Origin of the sequence: Corynebacterium sp. HMSC05D03, assembly GCF_001807205.1 — a bacterium.
Taxonomy (GTDB): Bacteria; Actinomycetota; Actinomycetes; order Mycobacteriales; family Mycobacteriaceae; genus Corynebacterium; species Corynebacterium aurimucosum.
This window is the reverse complement of record NZ_KV788168.1, coordinates 241,525-256,354: the sequence shown is the minus strand read 5'-3', so window position 1 is coordinate 256,354 and position 14,830 is coordinate 241,525. Positions and strand designations below refer to the sequence as shown.

Below are 14,830 nucleotides of genomic sequence, written 5' to 3'. Positions count from 1 at the left end.
CACATGCTGACTATTGCTTCGCGCCTCGACGTCATGAACCGGCTCGGCCGGGCCATGGCTGATCCGACGCGTTCCCGAATCCTGATGACCCTACTCGACGGTCCGGGCTACCCGGCCGAGATTTCGCAAAGCTTGGATCTGACCCGCTCGAACGTCTCGAACCACCTGTCCTGCCTACGCGATTGCGGCATCGTCGTCGCTGAGCCGGAGGGCCGTAAGACCCGCTACGAGATTGCCGATCCGCACCTCGCGGCGGCGCTCGAAGCGCTGGTCAACGCGACGCTGGCCGTCGACGAGAATGCCCCCTGCATCGACACTGAGTGCTCGGTGCCCGGCTGCGGCGAGAAAGGAACGGACGCATGAGTTCAGCATGTGGATGCGAACACGAACCCGCCACGGAGATCGAAGAGCTCGATCGGCCATGGTGGAAGGACCCCGAGCTACTGCTACCGATCTTCTCCGGCGTAGCCCTCATTACAGGACTGGCGCTGGACTGGTCCGACTTGGAGACGCCCGCAACGGTACTGTATTGGCTTGGCCTGCTGTTGGGCGCTTACACGTTCGCACCTGGGGCGATCCGGAACCTTGTCACGAAGCGCAAGCTCGGCATTGGCTTGCTGATGACGATCAGCGCGGTCGGCGCGGTGATCCTTGGTTTCGTCGGAGAGGCCGCGGCGCTGGCGTTCCTGTACTCGATCGCCGAGGCATTGGAAGACAAGGCGATGGACCGGGCCCAAGGCGGACTGCGGGCACTGTTGAAGCTGGTACCGCAAACCGCGACCGTGCTGCGCGACGGTACGACGGCCGAGGTCGCTGCGAAGGACCTTGAGGTTGGCGAGCTAATGGTCGTACGCCCCGGGGAGCGGATCGCCACGGACGGCATCATTCGGTCCGGACGCTCCAGCCTTGACACCTCAGCGATCACCGGAGAATCCATTCCGGAGGAGGTTGCGCCCGGCGACGAGGTACCCGCGGGAGCGATCAACTCCGCCGGTGTGCTGGAGGTCGAGACGACCGCAGCTGGAACGGACAACTCGCTGACCACCCTCGTCGACCTGGTCGAGCAGGCGCAGGCGGAAAAGGGCGACCGCGCCCGGATCGCCGACCGGATTGCCCGACCCCTAGTGCCCGGGGTGATGATCCTTGCGGTGCTGGTCGGTGTGATTGGCTCGCTGCTGAGCGACCCCGAGACGTGGATCACCCGTGCCCTGGTGGTTCTGGTCGCAGCGTCGCCGTGCGCGTTGGCAATCTCCGTGCCGCTGACGGTCGTGGCCGCGATCGGCGCGGCCAGCCAGTTCGGCGTGGTCATCAAGTCCGGCGCGGCGTTCGAGCGGCTCGGCGGCATCCGTCACCTGGCGGTGGACAAGACCGGAACCCTTACCCGCAACCAGCCCGAGGTTACCGGAGTGGTCCCGGCAGACGGATTCGATCGGGCGCAGGTGCTTTCCTTCGCGGCGGCGGTTGAGCAGCAATCGACGCACCCCCTCGCCGCGGCGATCGTGGCAGCGGAGCCCGAAGCGCCCACCGCCTTGGGTATCAGCGAGGAAGCCGGTCATGGCATCGGCGGCACCGTCGAAGGCCGACGGGTGCTGGTCGGCAGCCCCCGATGGATCGACGCCGGGCCACTGAAATCGGACGTTGAGCGCATGGAGTCCGAAGGCCAGACCTGCGTCCTAGTCACCGTCGATGACGCTCTCGCCGGGGCGATCGGGGTGCGCGACGAGTTGCGGCCCGAGGTGCCCGATGCCGTGCAGTCCCTGCACGACAACGACGTGGAAGTGAGCATGCTCACCGGCGATAACACTCGCACCGCCCGGGCGCTGGCTGAAATCGCCGGAATCGACGACGTGCGCGCCGAGCTGCGACCGGAGGACAAGGCAAGCATCGTCGCCGAACTCTCCTCCAAGACGCCGACGGCGATGATCGGCGACGGCATCAACGACGCGCCGGCACTGGCGGGCGCAACGGTGGGCATTGCGATGGGAGCAACCGGCTCTGACGCCGCGATCGAGTCCGCTGACGTCGCCTTCACTGGGCACGACCTCCGGCTGATCCCGCAGGCGCTGCAGCACGCCCGCCGAGGCAGCAGGATCATCAACCAAAACATCGTGCTGTCTCTGGCCATCATCATCGTGTTGATGCCACTGGCGATCAGCGGTGTACTGGGCCTGGCCGCCGTCGTGTTGGTACACGAAGTCGCCGAAGTAGTCGTGATCTTGAACGGCCTGCGGGCTGCACGAGCGAAACGCTGAGGCTGTGACCGGCAAGTCTTATAAGGGTTAAACCACGCGCCGAGCGCACACACACGTTGGACCAGGCGAGTCATTCGAGTTCACCACCTGGTCCTTCTCGATGCGTGCAGGCACGGGAACTGTGGGTGAACCTAATAGTTCAACGGGCACAGTCTTAAAGCCCGCGGATACGCTCTGCATCAGCCACGAGGTTGTGCGTGAGCTTCTCAGCTTCAAGCCCACTCAAGTCACAGCTGTCAAACGGGCCAGCCAGTCGGCCTGAACAGCGGGGGAGTCGAACCAGGTTGCGCGCTCAGCCTCAATATCCTCGATGCCGCTCAAGGTGCGGCCATCGCGGGTGCGGATCTCGAGGTCGTCGACAAGCGGGGCAATCGCTTGCAGTCCTGGGACGATGGCTTTAAAGCCCGACGTGTGGGAAACCTCATTGGTCCAGCGCGGGTAGCGGCTCACGCGCTGCGCCTCCAGGTAGCGCTGGACGACACCGAGCCTGGAGACCTCCTGCGCCACCGCCAAGCCCACGACCCTCACGCGGAAACCCGCGGAGCGAAACTTGGCTATCTCACCCGCGATGAACTCCGGGTTGGACAGCGTGTTCTCAATGATGAGGGAGTGGCCGTACTGCCGGCCATACTCGATCAGCGAGGACATCCAATAGGGCACCGGACCGTTGGTGAGCACATCCATGCGCAGGGGATCGCGCTCCACAATCTCGTCGAGGGCGGGGTGCAGCTTCCGAATCTCATCGGAATCAAGGACCGCGTGACCGTTCTTTACCGATTCAATGGCCGTTGATTTGCCTGACGCTGGCTGCCCCGCCACATAAATGACCTCTGGAACAGCCGGACCATGAGCATTCGATCGGCCGAAATAGCTGGCTTGCAGAGTCTTTAGCCGTTGCTCCATAACCTGCGGATCAACGGGGAAGTCAGCGGCAGAAAGCATAGGCTATGCCGCTTTGTGCTCGGAGGAGAGGGCTTCAAGCCGCTGCGCAAAGAGAGCCGCAGCGGATCGGATGGCTTCGATGTCAGTTGCATCAACCTCGCCAACCATGTCCTCTACCAGCCAGTTCTGGCGAATCCACCATTGCGATTCAACGTCGTTGCCTGCTTCAGCGGCCCTAGTGAGGTAGGCAGCTTTCAGCGAGGACGCAACCTCCTTCATGGCGTCGAAGGCTGCGTACTCGATCTCCGGGACTTTGGCGGTGCTCATGGCGCTAAGAATAGCAGCGCCACGGCGGTTTTAGCCGTTGATGATCTGCGGGTACGCCAGGCCCTTAAGGCCCTCGGTGCCAAACTCCACGCCGTAGCCGGAGGACTTGATACCACCGAAAGGCACGCGCGGATCTACGGCACCGTGGCTGTTGATCCACGTGGTGCCAGCCTCCAGCTGCGCGGCAACTTCCAGAGCGCGCTCACGGTTGGAGGACCACACGGAAGAGCCCAAGCCCACGTCAAGCTTGTTGGCCTGCTCGATGGCCCAATCCAGGTCTGTGTACTTCACAATCGGCAGTGCCGGGCCGAACTGCTCCTCGACGACCAGCGCGTTATCCGGGTCGATGTCCGCCACCAGGGTGGTGGGGTAGAAGTAGCCCGGCGCGTCATAGTCCGGGTCACCGCCCAGCAGCACGCGGGCGCCGGAGTCCTTGGCGGCGTTGACGAGCTTGTCCACGATGTCGAACTGCTGCTTGTTCTGCAGCGGGCCGAGCACGTTCTCCTCTTCCAAGCCCACGCCCATCGGGGAGGCCTTGGCCACCTCGACGAGGGCCTCGCAGACGGCGTCGTACAGCGACTCCGGCACGTAAACGCGCTTCATCGCCGCACAGGTCTGACCGGTGTTGATGAACGCGCCCCAGAAGAGGTCGCCGGCGATCTCCTTCGGGTCGGCATCATCCAGCACAATGCCCGCGTCATTGCCGCCGAGCTCCAGCGTGAGGCGGGTGAGGTTGTCGGCGCTGGCCTCCACGATCTTCTTGCCGGTGGCGGTGGAACCGGTAAACATGATCTTGTCGACGCCCTCGTGGGTGGTCAGCGCCGCGCCAACCTCGCCGGCGCCGCTGATTACCTGCAGGACGCCCTCCGGCAGCACGGAGTTCACTACCTCGAGCAGGCCCAATACGGAGAGCGGGGTGTACTCGGAGGGCTTGACGACAACCGCGTTACCCATACGCAGCGCCGGTGCAATCTGCCAGATGGTGATCATCATCGGCCAGTTCCACGGGCCAATAGCACCGACGACGCCGAGCGGGCGGTAGTTGACGGTGGCGGTGATGTCATCATCAACGGCGGTGTAGTTGGGGTGCTCGAAGGAGGCGGTGGCATTCAGCCAGCCGGAGCAGGCACCGACCTCGAAGCGGGCGTTCGGGCCGTTGAGCGGCTTGCCCTGCTCACGGGAGAGCAGCTCAACGAGTGCCTCTGCATTAGCGTCGATGGCGGCGGCTGCCTTGGTGAGCAGCTCGCAACGTTCTTCGTCGCTGAGCTTGGCAAAGTCCTTCTGCGCTGCGCGTGCGGTCTCAACTGCAGCGTTGAGGTCCTCGACGGTGTTCTCTGGGGCGCGGCCAACAACCTCACCGGTGGCGGGATTGAGGATTTCACGGCCGTTTTCATCCGTGATGGCGTCGAGCAGATCAGCGTAGGTGGGGAACTGAGTCATGAGATCTCCTTGTGAAGCAGTCGAGGGCCCCGCGAACAAAGCCCAAAGAAACTTTTACCTAGGATGTTACCTGCACCACACCTACTCTATTGACTCTGAGTGCACACAATTTGTCCAAAAATGTGCCAGTTCTCACGATATGATGCCACTTATGTCTACTGCCGCTGTTGAGTACTTCGATATCGCGTCATGGCGCACCGCGTCATCCGAGTCTTTTGGACAACTCGACGTGGACACTGAGGACCCCTCTTCCTTTCACGCCACGCTGCGGTCAACGAAAGTGGGGGACATATCCCTCTTCGATATGTGCACCTCCCCGCACACCGTGAATCGCTCCAAGATAGCCGCCAACGAGGCCCCCTTTTGCAAGCTCAGCCTGCAAATCACCGGATCCTCAACCATGAGCCAGGACGGGCGAACCTGTGAGCTACACCCTGGCGACCTAGCGCTGTATGTCACCCAACGGCCTTACACTCTGCGCTATCCGGAGGAGCAAAACACACTCATTGTGCATTTCCCGCAGAGCTTCCTCGATATTTCACCCGCACAGATCCAACGCCTCACCGCGAACCCCATCTCACGCTCGCATGGCCTGGGCGCGGTGGCGGTTCCCCTCTTTGAGCAGCTCGCGAAGAACCTCGATCTGCTCAAGGGCCCGCACGCCACGGCCTTGGTCCGCTCCGCGCTCACCATGTTGGTGTCGGTCCTCTCCTCCGACGTGGCCGAGGAACCTTCCGCGGGCACGCTCCTGTTCAACCAGGCCACCGCCTACATCGAGAAGAACTTGGGCGACCCCGACTTAGGCCCCAGCACCATCGCCCAAGCACTCTTTGTGTCCGTGCGCCACCTCCACGCCAAGTTCTCCGAACAGGGACTCTCCGTAGGCAGCTATATCAGAACCAGGCGCCTAGAACACATCCGCAGAGACCTCGTGGACCCGCGGCACTCCGAGGAATCAATCAGCCATATCAGCGCCCGTTATGGCCTGCACGACCCCTCGCACCTCTCTCGCATCTTTAAAGCGGCGTTCCACAAGTCACCGAGTGCGTACCGTGCTAACACATAACCAGTCGAAACCCCTTAAAGGACGACCTAATGCTTGATTACCCTCCGTCGATAAACCTCACAGAATGGCGCCAGTTTTTGAGCGCTAAATTTTCTTCAATAAGAACAGCTGAAACAAAAGACTCCGATTTCGAGGCATCTTTCCTCGAATCAAACATCGGAAGCATACAAATCTACGGAATACAATCTAACCCACATACTCTAGAAAGATCGCCGCAACTTATCAGTCCGGAGAGCCCTCACGACGTCAAGTTCTATTTGCAGCTATCGGGCACAACAATTATTGAACAAGGAAAGCAAACTACGGCCTTAAAGACCGGTCAACTCACACTCTTTGTGACTTACCTTCCTTATACGATTCGCTTTCCTACCGCACAGCAAGGCCTTCTGGTGAAGGCCCCCGCCAGTATCCTCTCTCACCCGGAAAGCGTGATCGAGTCACTTGCTCTAACAACTCTGGACAGAAAGAAGGGAATTGGTTCAGTACTTTTACCTAGTTTTAGCCGTCTTGGAAATTGTCTTGAAGAAAACCGCAACACTGTACAGGCCGTCGAGTGTCTGCTCGAAGCAGTCATTTACGCCTTAATCGGGGTTCAACAGGCCGATCGCCCGCTAACCCATGACAGTACGTTTGAGAAAGCTACAGACTTCATAGACCGCCACCTCAGCGATCCTAGTCTCAATGCTGAAAGTGTAGCCAAGGCGATGTACATTTCTCTAAGAAGCCTTCAAAAGCACTTTGCAGATCATCAACTCACCGTCACCAAATACATCAAGTCTAGGCGCGTGCACTTAATCCGCAGAGATTTGGCCAACCCTGCTTTGAGCGATCTCTCAATCAGAGAGATCGCTCAAGCGCATGGATTAGTCCAGCCTAGTCACATATCTAGAGCTTTCAAAGAAGAGTTTGGAATCAGCCCTAGAGCTTTCCGCTCTCACGTAGCTGATTAATAACCCGCCGTGCAGTGATGATCCCGGATTGAATTGCTCCATCCACAATCACCCCGCGCCAACCGGGTGCAAAATCAGCTCCTGCAAAATGGATATCGGATTCGGAGTCAATGAAATGGCTCCATCCATCTATAAACTGTCCTTTGCGTAGAGTTGCCCAAACTTGTTGAGTCCACTTATCTTTCACCCAATCGTGACCCGTTGAATCGACAACTTCGACGCCTAATTCCCATGTATCCATGATTCGTTGAGCGTCCTCGATGCTATTAAGATCAACCTTGCTGTGGTCAGCACCAAATCCAACGAGAACCGTTGTTCCGTCGTCCATAAAGTACTCAGACCTGATTAACGACATTGGATAGTCTGCTCCAGCATAAGCGATTATTTTGTGGTGACCTTTAATTTTTATCCAAATCTTCGCACCCGTTGAATTCCACTTATCGCCGATAACGCGCTTTTGATCTCCGCTGAGCGGTGGATCGAACTCTATGTTTGTAAGCGCACCAAGCGGAACAGTGCTGATCACCTTGCTCGCTTCTTTGACTTCTCCAGTTTCAAGCGTGACCCGCACCCCGGAAGCAGTTTGCTCCACTTTCGTTACTGGGGACGACAAGTGCACTGAGCACCTCAAGTCGTTTCGAATGCTCTCGTAAAGACCTCGCATCCCATTATCGAGCTTAAATCTGAGGTTAATTTCATCGACCAATTTATGACTATGGTCAGAAAGCGCTGCCCACTGTTTTGCCATTAGCGAAGAGCCCGTCCGCGGATCCCCGATGTATGCAGCCGACCAGAACCCTTCGACCATGTCTTGGATCTCTTGATCTACTCCTTCCTCGTTAACGATGTCCATAACTGACTTTTGATCGAATTGCTTAAACGCTTCGACATCTTGTGGGTCCGCACCATACTCATCCCGCAAGATTGCAAGCGGGTCGTGAGGGTTGGGGAAATATTTATCCGAGCCTTCGTAGATTACGTCTAGTGCAGGCAGCATTTTTTCATCGGCTTCCCTTTCTGTAGCCCTGCGAACTTTGCCCTGAGTGACCCAGTAGGCGTTGTTATCGGCTGGACTTGTGTGGATTCCTTGGTTATACCTCGTAATCTCTCCCCACATGTACGGCTGAAACCAATGAACCCATGTCGCACCCATTTCCAACGGGAGCCCCATTCGATCGTCCGTCCACGCTCTTCCACCAATTCGGTCGCGTGCTTCGATAACTTCACAGTTCACACCTGCAGTTTGAAGTTCACGTGCTGCTACCAAGCCAGAGAAACCAGCGCCGATAACAATCACTTTGGAAGAATCCATCATCAATCCTCTCTGTCAGGGGGCGCGGTATGTGAGCCATACCGCTATGGTTCCATATGGTGACATAGCTCTCCCGTAAAAACTTGACTAATAGCGCCGACAACTTAGCGTTAAGCGATCTTCGTCCAGGCCGAAATAAGCCTCGCGTTGACAGAGAGCAATCCGGCTTAACGCTCAATCAGCCGAATGAGAGCGACGATGGCTGTAACCTTCAAAGGTCACACTTTCTGTGGGAAAGACCTTTCGTTAACTTGTCTGTTTGTGCCAATTAGATCTTTACCGAGAAGCTCTCAGGGGGAGCTCCGCTGGCCCAACCGGGGCAAGCTGCGCTGCTACGCGGTTCTGGCGCTTTTTATAGTTTAAATTTCACCAAGCTCATCCGGACACAACGCCGAGTGGTCGAGCCCGAAAGCTCTTTAGGTCAAAGTACCTAATCCTTCTTTGTCACCCGCGCACTCAGACATCGTTCACGCCGGACCTATTTACTTGAGATTTCCTCAGCTAAAAGGCAGACGCCGTGTCGTACGAATCGGGTCTAGTGACGTTCCTGCACTTAAAACCGCCACGAGGACTTCACCTCAATAAGAATGTCGCGGCCTTCTCAGCGACCATGATAGAGGGCGCATTAGTATTTCCCGTCGGCACCAGTGGCATTACAGAAGCATCGGCGATTCGAATCCCCTCAAGCCCGTAGACCTTTAGGGTGTGCGGATCTACCACGGCCATAGCGTCAATGCCCATCTTGCATGTGCCAACTTGATGGTGGTACGTAATAGCCGTGCTACGAACGTAAGCCTCAAGATCATCATCGGATACATCTGGACCTGGATAGACTTCTTCGGGGCCCCATTCGGCCAATGCTGGCTGGCGGCCGACTTCACGACACTGCTTCACCGAAGCTACCAATGCATCGACGTCTGCCTGCACAGACAAGGCGCCGAAATCAATAGCAATGGGATCTGAAGGATCCGGCCCCGTCAGGGTCAGCTCACCGCGACTGGCGGGTCTAACTATGCCACCCATCAGCGTGAATCCGTTATCTGGACCCTCCATGTCCTCGTTGTACATGGGGATTGAGAAATAAAGCGGTTGAGTATCCGGGATAACAGCGCCAGGACGCGACTTAGAGAAAACGTGTACCTCGGCTGGCAGAACTTCCGGAGCCGGCACTTCCTTTTTCGTGGTAGTGAAAATAACGGGGGAGAGTAAGTGATCATGGAGATTCTTGCCGACGCCAGGGAGATCATGAGTCGACGCAATCCCCAACGCCTCGAGTTCTTCTGCCGGCCCAATACCGGAGCGCAAAAGGATTTCCGGCGAATTCAATGCGCCCGCGCAGAGAATCGTCTCATCAGCCCGAAGCTCCTGAAGCTTACCGGCAACTTCGGCAGTCACGCCAAGGATGGCGTTGTTTTCAACAACTAGACCGTGGACATGTGCACTTGTAATGATGGTTAGGTTAGGGGCATTCTCGATCGGCTTCAGGTACGCATGCCAAGTGTTAAAGCGGTTTCCGTTGCGAACGTTCGCTTGAATCTTGCCCACGCCTTCCACGTCACCGGAGTTGTAGTCTTTGTTGAGTGGAATACCCGCCTCTTGAGCAGCTTGGAAAAGATCATTTTGAAGCGGGTGACGAGTGTAATTCTCCATAACATCAAGCAGCCCCTCGCTACCGCGGACCTCCGAAGTGCCACCGTCGAAATTTTCGATCGCCTTGAAAATGGGCAGCACGTCCTCCCAGGACCAACCATCATTGCCGAGATAAGCCCATGTGTCATAGTCCTGCTTAGCACCACGGACCCAAATGGTTGCGTTGAGCGCGTGCGAGCCGCCCATCACCTTTCCGCGAGGAATGTGCAGACTCCGGCCAGCCGCCCGCGGTTGAGGAACCGTACGATAATTCCAGTCTTGAGGTGAACCCCATAGGAGTCCCAAGGTGTGCACCTTCTCGATGTCGGGGTTAACGTCATAATCGCCAGCTTCAAGAACTGCGACGCTCTTTCCGGCGTCGACTAGCCGACGGGCAATAACGCACCCGGCTGACCCAGCTCCTACAACGATGTAATCAAAGCTCTTGGTTTCTTCTTGAGACAATTTCAAACCTCCCTGGGTGCAGACGACTCCTCGTGAGTCGCTTACCGAGAATATAGTGTGTGCCACACCACCCAATCTTGAGTGATAGCGCACACACTTTGGCTACGCGTGCAGAATGCTAACCAAGAAGGTTTTGAAAAAAGAAAGCCGCCCCGTAGGGCGGCTTACGCGTTGTCAGCGGCGAAACTAATGCACTAGTTATGCATTCGCGTACGGGTCACGCATAGCGATGTACTGCAGCGAGGTGTACTCGTCCAGGCCCTCAGCGCCGCCCTCGCGGCCCATGCCGGACTGCTTCACGCCACCGAATGGGGCAGCGGCGTTGGAGATGACACCAGCGTTGAAGCCCATGAGGCCGAACTCGAGGCCGTCACCGATGCGCCACATACGGTCGGAGTCCTCGGTGAACACATAGGAGGCCAGGCCGTACTCTGTGTCATTAGCAATCTCAATCGCTTCCTTCTCATCGGAAAAGGTCAGGATCGGAGCGATCGGGCCGAAGATCTCTTCCTGTGCCACGCGGGCATCACGAGGAACGTTGGTCAGAACGGTCGGGGCGTAGAAGTAGCCCTTGCCCTCACCCGGCTTGCCGCCGACGATGGCCTTGGCACCCTTCTCCACGGCGTCGTCGACAAGCGCGGTGATGTTATCCAGTGCCTTCTGCTCCACGAGCGGACCACAAGTGACACCCTCATCGAGGCCGTTGCCCACCTTGAGCTCACCGATGCGCTTAGCGAACTTCTCCGCGAACTCATCGGCGACGGACTCGTGGACGATGAAGCGGTTAGCCGCGGTGCAGGCCTCACCGATGTTGCGCATCTTGGCGCCCATTGCGCCCTCGACGGCCTGGTCGATGTCAGCGTCCTCAAAGACGATGAACGGAGCGTTGCCGCCCAGCTCCATCGAGGTGCGCAGGACGTTGTCGGCAGCGGCCTTGAGCAGGGTCTTGCCCACCGGGGTAGAGCCGGTGAAGGAAACCTTGCGCAGGCGGGAATCCGCCATGATCGGCTCGGAGATGGCCGAAGCAGACTTACCGGAGACCACGTTGACCACACCGGCAGGAACGCCGGCATCAATCATGGTCTGTGCGAAGTACTGAGTAGTCAGCGGCGTGAGCTTGGCGGGCTTGACCACCATGGTGCAACCAGCGGCAATGGCCGGGGCAATCTTGCGGGTAGCCATAGCTAGCGGGAAGTTCCACGGGGTGATGAGCAAGCACGGGCCCACCGGCTTGCGACGGGTCACCATGCGCAGGGTGCCCTCCGGCGCCGGCAGGGTACGGCCGTAGTCACGAACGGCCTCCTCGCTGAACCAGCGTAGGTACTCAGCGCCGTAAGTAACCTCACCATAGGACTCTGCCAGCGGCTTGCCCATCTCCAGGGTCATCAGCGCAGCGAACTCGTCCTTGCGCTCCTGCACCAGGTCAAAAGCACGGCGCAGCAGGTTGGAGCGCTCGCGGGTGGACGTGCGTGCCCACTCATCCTGCACGGCGCAGGCTGCATCCAAAGCCTTCTTCGCATCCTCAGAAGTAGCGGAAGCAAGGGTAGCGATAACCTCACCGGTTGCCGGGTTGTCCACGTCGAAAGTGGAGCCATCGGAGGCGTCTACCCACTCACCATTAATCAGCAAGCCAGTCGGAACCTTGGCCAGCAGCTCGTCAATATTGACCTTGTTGTTTTCACTCATGGTTCTTTTTTACCCTCCCAAATGGAATTTGTCTGCCAGTTGGCGTGCCGCACCCGAAAGAAGTTGAACATCCGCGCCAACCAGGGCAAATGATGCGCCAGAAGCCATGTATTTCTGGGCCTGCTCAAGGTTGAAGGCATTGACGCCTACCTTCTTTCCGGAAGCACGAACTGCTTCAAATGTGTGATTGACCGCCTCGAGCACATCCGGATGGGTCTGCTGACCCAACAGCCCCATCGAGGCCGCCAGGTCCGAGGGGCCGACGAAGATGTTGTCCACGCCTTCAACAGCCACGATCTCTTCCACGTTCTTCACCGCGGTCGCAGACTCAATCTGCACCGTGAGACTCACCGTGTCCGACGCGTTGGCGAGGTAGTTCTCCACGCCATTCCAGCGCGAAGAGCGGGCCAGAGCCGAGCCGACGCCGCGCACACCGCGGGGCGGGTAGTGCATGGCTGCAACGGCCGCTTCCGCTTCCTCGGCGTTATCAATCATGGGCACCATCAGATTCTGTACACCCAGGTCAAGGTACTGTTTGATCAGCGCCGTGTTATTCACAGGCACGCGAACCACACGCGTAAGACCATAGGCATCTGTGGCGCGGAGCAAGGAAAGAATGGTCTCCAGGCCATAAGGCGAATGCTCGCCGTCGATAAGCGTCCAGCTAAAACCAGCCGAGGCGATGATCTCCGCCGCGGCCTCCGAGCCGGAACAGATCCAGGCACCAACGAGCGGTTGCTCGGCCTTTTCTAGGACGTCTGCAAAGGTAGGCGGCAACTTTACTGGAATCGGCATGTGATGGACCCCAACTTTCCATAGTCTGCATGGACGGTATCGCCCGGTTCAACCCACATGGGCTTGGTGAAGGAACCGGCCAGAATAATGTCGCCGGCGGCAAGGTTATCGCCGTGCGCGTGAAGCTTGTTGGCAAGCCAAGCCACGCCCATTGCCGGGTGGTTCAGCACAGCCGCCGCCACACCCGTATCTTCGATGGACTCGTTGCGGTAGAGCAGTGCGGACACCCAGCGCAGATCGACGTCCGCGGGATCCACCGGGTTGCCGCCGTAGACCATGGCGCCGAGGGCTGCGTTATCCGAAATGGTGTCGACGATAGTGCGGCCTTCCATCTCGATGCGGGAGGAGAGGATCTCCAGAGCAGGGACGACGTACTCTGTTGCACGCAGCACGTCGAAGATGCTGCAATTCGGGCCCTTCAGCTCTTCCTTGAGCACGAAGGCCAGCTCGACCTCAATGCGAACATTGGAGAACTGCGCGTGCTCGATGGTGGAGCCGTTCTCATAGACCTGGTCTTCAAAGATGGCGCCGTAATCTGGCTCGGTGATTCCCGTGGCTTCCTGCATAACCTTGGAGGTCAGGCCAATCTTACGGCCGACGAGACGACGCCCGTCTTCAATGCCGCGGCGCACCCACTCGCGCTGCACTGCGTAGGAATCCTCGATGCTCATCTCCGGGAAACGGGCGGTCAGCAGCGGGACCATGGTGCGATCTTTTTCGGCTTGCGCCAGTTCATCTGCAATAGCGATGTGCTGTTTCTCATCCAGCATGTACTTCGCTCCTTAAGGGGTTGTAGAACGTATCTGTTCTGTTTAACAGGTTCGTTAAACCTGATGGTTTCACGTGAAACGACAACGCGGTCCCGCGATATGTGCGCTTTCTTCTCGACGCCGCGGGACCACGTTCATCAACCTGAGTGCTGAGGCCTGTTTAGAGCTGGTGTCCCAGCTTGTACTCGCCCTGCTTCCACTCCGGCATTTCTTCTGCATCTTCCTTACGGGTGTAGGAGAAGCCGTCTGCGCCAATGGTTGCCTCCAGCTCGGACTCGTCCTCGCGAGCCACCAGCGGCACTGGGTTGCCATCGAGGTCGAGGACGGTGGAGCCATCGCGGTACCAGGAAGGGACAACCGGGGTTCCCCACCAGTCACGGCGCTGGTTATCGTGGACATCCCAGGTCACGACCGGGTTATCCGGGTCGCCGGTGTAGTAATCCTGGGTGTAGATCTCCACGCGGTGGCCATCCGGATCACGCAGGTAGAGGTAGTAAGCGTTGGAGACACCGTGGCGGCCCGGGCCGCGCTCAATGCGGTCGGATTCGCGCAGTGCACCCAACTTGTCACAAATCGCGATGATGTTGTGCTTCTCGTGGGTAGCAAAAGCGATGTGGTGCATGCGCGGACCATCGCCACCGGTCATGGCGGTGTCGTGCACCGTCGGCTTGCGGCGCATCCATGCAGCGTAGACAGTTCCCTCCTCATCGCGAATGTCCTCGGTGGTACGGAATCCGAGCTCCTCCATGTACTTCACGGCGGCAGGAACGTCCGGGGTGATCTGGTTGAAGTGGTCGAGGCGAACAAGCGCGCCAGGGATGTGGGCATCGTATGCCCAAGCCAGACGCTCGACGTGCTCAACCTCGTAGAAGAACTCGTACGGGAATCCCAGCGGATCCTGCACACGCACGGAGTCACCGATGCCCTTAACGAAGCCATCCTTGTTACGGCGAACCTCGCAGCCACGTGCCTTGTAGAACTCCTCGGCGAGGTCCAGATCCTCCGGCGAACGAACCCGGAAGGAGAATGCAGCAACAGCAGCGACGGGGCCTTGGCGTAGCACGAGGTTGTGGTGGATGAACTCCTCGTAGGTGCGCAGGTAGATTTCGTTCTCGTTTTCCTCGGTCACGACGAGGCCGAGGGTGTCAACGTAGAACTTTCGAGATGCAGCGAGATCGGTAACGACGATCTCCATGTAGGCGCAACGCAGAATATCGGGGGCCTGAATGTCAGCCATGATGGCTCCTTAGATAGAA

The 14,830-nt window shown here is 58.4% G+C and carries 13 protein-coding genes; 4 read left to right on the top strand and 9 right to left on the bottom strand.

From position 1 onward, the window contains the following. Positions 1-3 precede the first annotated feature (3 nt). Entirely contained in the window at positions 4-363 is a 360-nt protein-coding gene (locus HMPREF3147_RS03610) for a Cd(II)/Pb(II)-sensing metalloregulatory transcriptional regulator CmtR (protein ID WP_005530797.1), read from the top strand. After that, positions 360-2,252, top strand: a complete 1,893-nt coding sequence (locus HMPREF3147_RS03605; RefSeq protein ID WP_070444620.1) for a heavy metal translocating P-type ATPase — start codon at positions 360-362, stop codon at positions 2,250-2,252. The genes HMPREF3147_RS03610 and HMPREF3147_RS03605 overlap by 4 nt, the downstream gene beginning before the upstream one ends. Positions 2,253-2,474: 222 nt before the next feature. Here the strand turns inward: HMPREF3147_RS03605 and HMPREF3147_RS03600 are convergent, their stop codons facing one another. The 3 genes from HMPREF3147_RS03600 to HMPREF3147_RS03590 are packed head-to-tail and all read right to left on the bottom strand — an operon-like array spanning position 2,475 to position 4,901. Continuing rightward, on the bottom strand, positions 2,475-3,194 hold the full coding sequence (locus tag HMPREF3147_RS03600; RefSeq protein ID WP_246815714.1) for a zeta toxin family protein: 720 nt from the start codon (positions 3,192-3,194) through the stop codon (positions 2,475-2,477). A gap of 3 nt (positions 3,195-3,197) precedes the next feature. After that, positions 3,198-3,461 (bottom strand): hypothetical protein, encoded by a 264-nt coding sequence (locus HMPREF3147_RS03595; protein ID WP_070444618.1) that lies wholly within the window; start codon positions 3,459-3,461, stop codon positions 3,198-3,200. 30 nt (positions 3,462-3,491) lie between these two features. Beyond that, positions 3,492-4,901 (bottom strand): aldehyde dehydrogenase family protein, encoded by a 1,410-nt coding sequence (locus tag HMPREF3147_RS03590; protein ID WP_070444615.1) that lies wholly within the window; start codon positions 4,899-4,901, stop codon positions 3,492-3,494. A gap of 151 nt (positions 4,902-5,052) precedes the next feature. Between HMPREF3147_RS03590 and HMPREF3147_RS03585 the strand changes: the two genes are divergently transcribed. Both HMPREF3147_RS03585 and HMPREF3147_RS12515 read left to right on the top strand, forming a co-directional pair. Continuing rightward, a complete protein-coding gene (locus HMPREF3147_RS03585) occupies positions 5,053-5,967 on the top strand; it encodes an AraC-like ligand-binding domain-containing protein (RefSeq protein ID WP_070444613.1) in 915 nt (304 codons plus the stop codon). A 29-nt stretch (positions 5,968-5,996) separates the two neighbouring features. After that, positions 5,997-6,917: a helix-turn-helix domain-containing protein gene (locus HMPREF3147_RS12515; protein WP_083276421.1), complete on the top strand. Its 921-nt coding sequence runs from the start codon at positions 5,997-5,999 to the stop codon at positions 6,915-6,917. Here HMPREF3147_RS12515 and HMPREF3147_RS03580 read toward each other — a convergent pair. From HMPREF3147_RS03580 to hpaD, 6 genes are all read right to left on the bottom strand, one after another. Next, positions 6,886-8,229 (bottom strand): flavin monoamine oxidase family protein, encoded by a 1,344-nt coding sequence (locus HMPREF3147_RS03580; RefSeq protein ID WP_070444611.1) that lies wholly within the window; start codon positions 8,227-8,229, stop codon positions 6,886-6,888. The two genes, HMPREF3147_RS12515 and HMPREF3147_RS03580, sit on opposite strands and share 32 nt — an antisense overlap. Before the next feature lie 573 nt (positions 8,230-8,802). Beyond that, positions 8,803-10,323 (bottom strand): GMC family oxidoreductase, encoded by a 1,521-nt coding sequence (locus HMPREF3147_RS03575; RefSeq protein WP_070444609.1) that lies wholly within the window; start codon positions 10,321-10,323, stop codon positions 8,803-8,805. Between the two features lie 198 nt (positions 10,324-10,521). Next, positions 10,522-12,009 carry an NAD-dependent succinate-semialdehyde dehydrogenase gene (locus HMPREF3147_RS03570; protein ID WP_070444607.1) on the bottom strand — a complete coding sequence of 496 codons (1,488 nt, stop codon included), beginning with the start codon at positions 12,007-12,009 and terminating at the stop codon, positions 10,522-10,524. Between the two features lie 9 nt (positions 12,010-12,018). Continuing rightward, positions 12,019-12,804 carry an HpcH/HpaI aldolase family protein gene (locus HMPREF3147_RS03565; RefSeq protein WP_070444605.1) on the bottom strand — a complete coding sequence of 262 codons (786 nt, stop codon included), beginning with the start codon at positions 12,802-12,804 and terminating at the stop codon, positions 12,019-12,021. Continuing rightward, on the bottom strand, positions 12,789-13,574 hold the full coding sequence (gene hpaH / locus HMPREF3147_RS03560) for a 2-oxo-hept-4-ene-1,7-dioate hydratase (RefSeq protein ID WP_070444603.1): 786 nt from the start codon (positions 13,572-13,574) through the stop codon (positions 12,789-12,791). Before hpaH ends, HMPREF3147_RS03565 begins: the two co-directional genes overlap by 16 nt. A 160-nt stretch (positions 13,575-13,734) precedes the next feature. Beyond that, positions 13,735-14,811, bottom strand: coding sequence for a 3,4-dihydroxyphenylacetate 2,3-dioxygenase (gene hpaD, locus HMPREF3147_RS03555; protein WP_070444601.1), 1,077 nt, complete (start codon positions 14,809-14,811; stop codon positions 13,735-13,737). Positions 14,812-14,830 lie beyond the last annotated feature (19 nt).

Coding starts and splice junctions, on each gene's coding strand:
- HMPREF3147_RS03610 (WP_005530797.1), top strand. CDS start 4: ATGCTGACTATTGCTTCGCGCCTCGACGTCATGAACCGGCTCGGCCGG.
- HMPREF3147_RS03605 (WP_070444620.1), top strand. CDS start 360: ATGAGTTCAGCATGTGGATGCGAACACGAACCCGCCACGGAGATCGAA.
- HMPREF3147_RS03600 (WP_246815714.1), bottom strand. CDS start 3,194: ATGCTTTCTGCCGCTGACTTCCCCGTTGATCCGCAGGTTATGGAGCAA.
- HMPREF3147_RS03595 (WP_070444618.1), bottom strand. CDS start 3,461: ATGAGCACCGCCAAAGTCCCGGAGATCGAGTACGCAGCCTTCGACGCC.
- HMPREF3147_RS03590 (WP_070444615.1), bottom strand. CDS start 4,901: ATGACTCAGTTCCCCACCTACGCTGATCTGCTCGACGCCATCACGGAT.
- HMPREF3147_RS03585 (WP_070444613.1), top strand. CDS start 5,053: ATGTCTACTGCCGCTGTTGAGTACTTCGATATCGCGTCATGGCGCACC.
- HMPREF3147_RS12515 (WP_083276421.1), top strand. CDS start 5,997: ATGCTTGATTACCCTCCGTCGATAAACCTCACAGAATGGCGCCAGTTT.
- HMPREF3147_RS03580 (WP_070444611.1), bottom strand. CDS start 8,229: ATGGATTCTTCCAAAGTGATTGTTATCGGCGCTGGTTTCTCTGGCTTG.
- HMPREF3147_RS03570 (WP_070444607.1), bottom strand. CDS start 12,009: ATGAGTGAAAACAACAAGGTCAATATTGACGAGCTGCTGGCCAAGGTT.
- HMPREF3147_RS03565 (WP_070444605.1), bottom strand. CDS start 12,804: ATGCCGATTCCAGTAAAGTTGCCGCCTACCTTTGCAGACGTCCTAGAA.
- hpaH (WP_070444603.1), bottom strand. CDS start 13,574: ATGCTGGATGAGAAACAGCACATCGCTATTGCAGATGAACTGGCGCAA.
- hpaD (WP_070444601.1), bottom strand. CDS start 14,811: ATGGCTGACATTCAGGCCCCCGATATTCTGCGTTGCGCCTACATGGAG.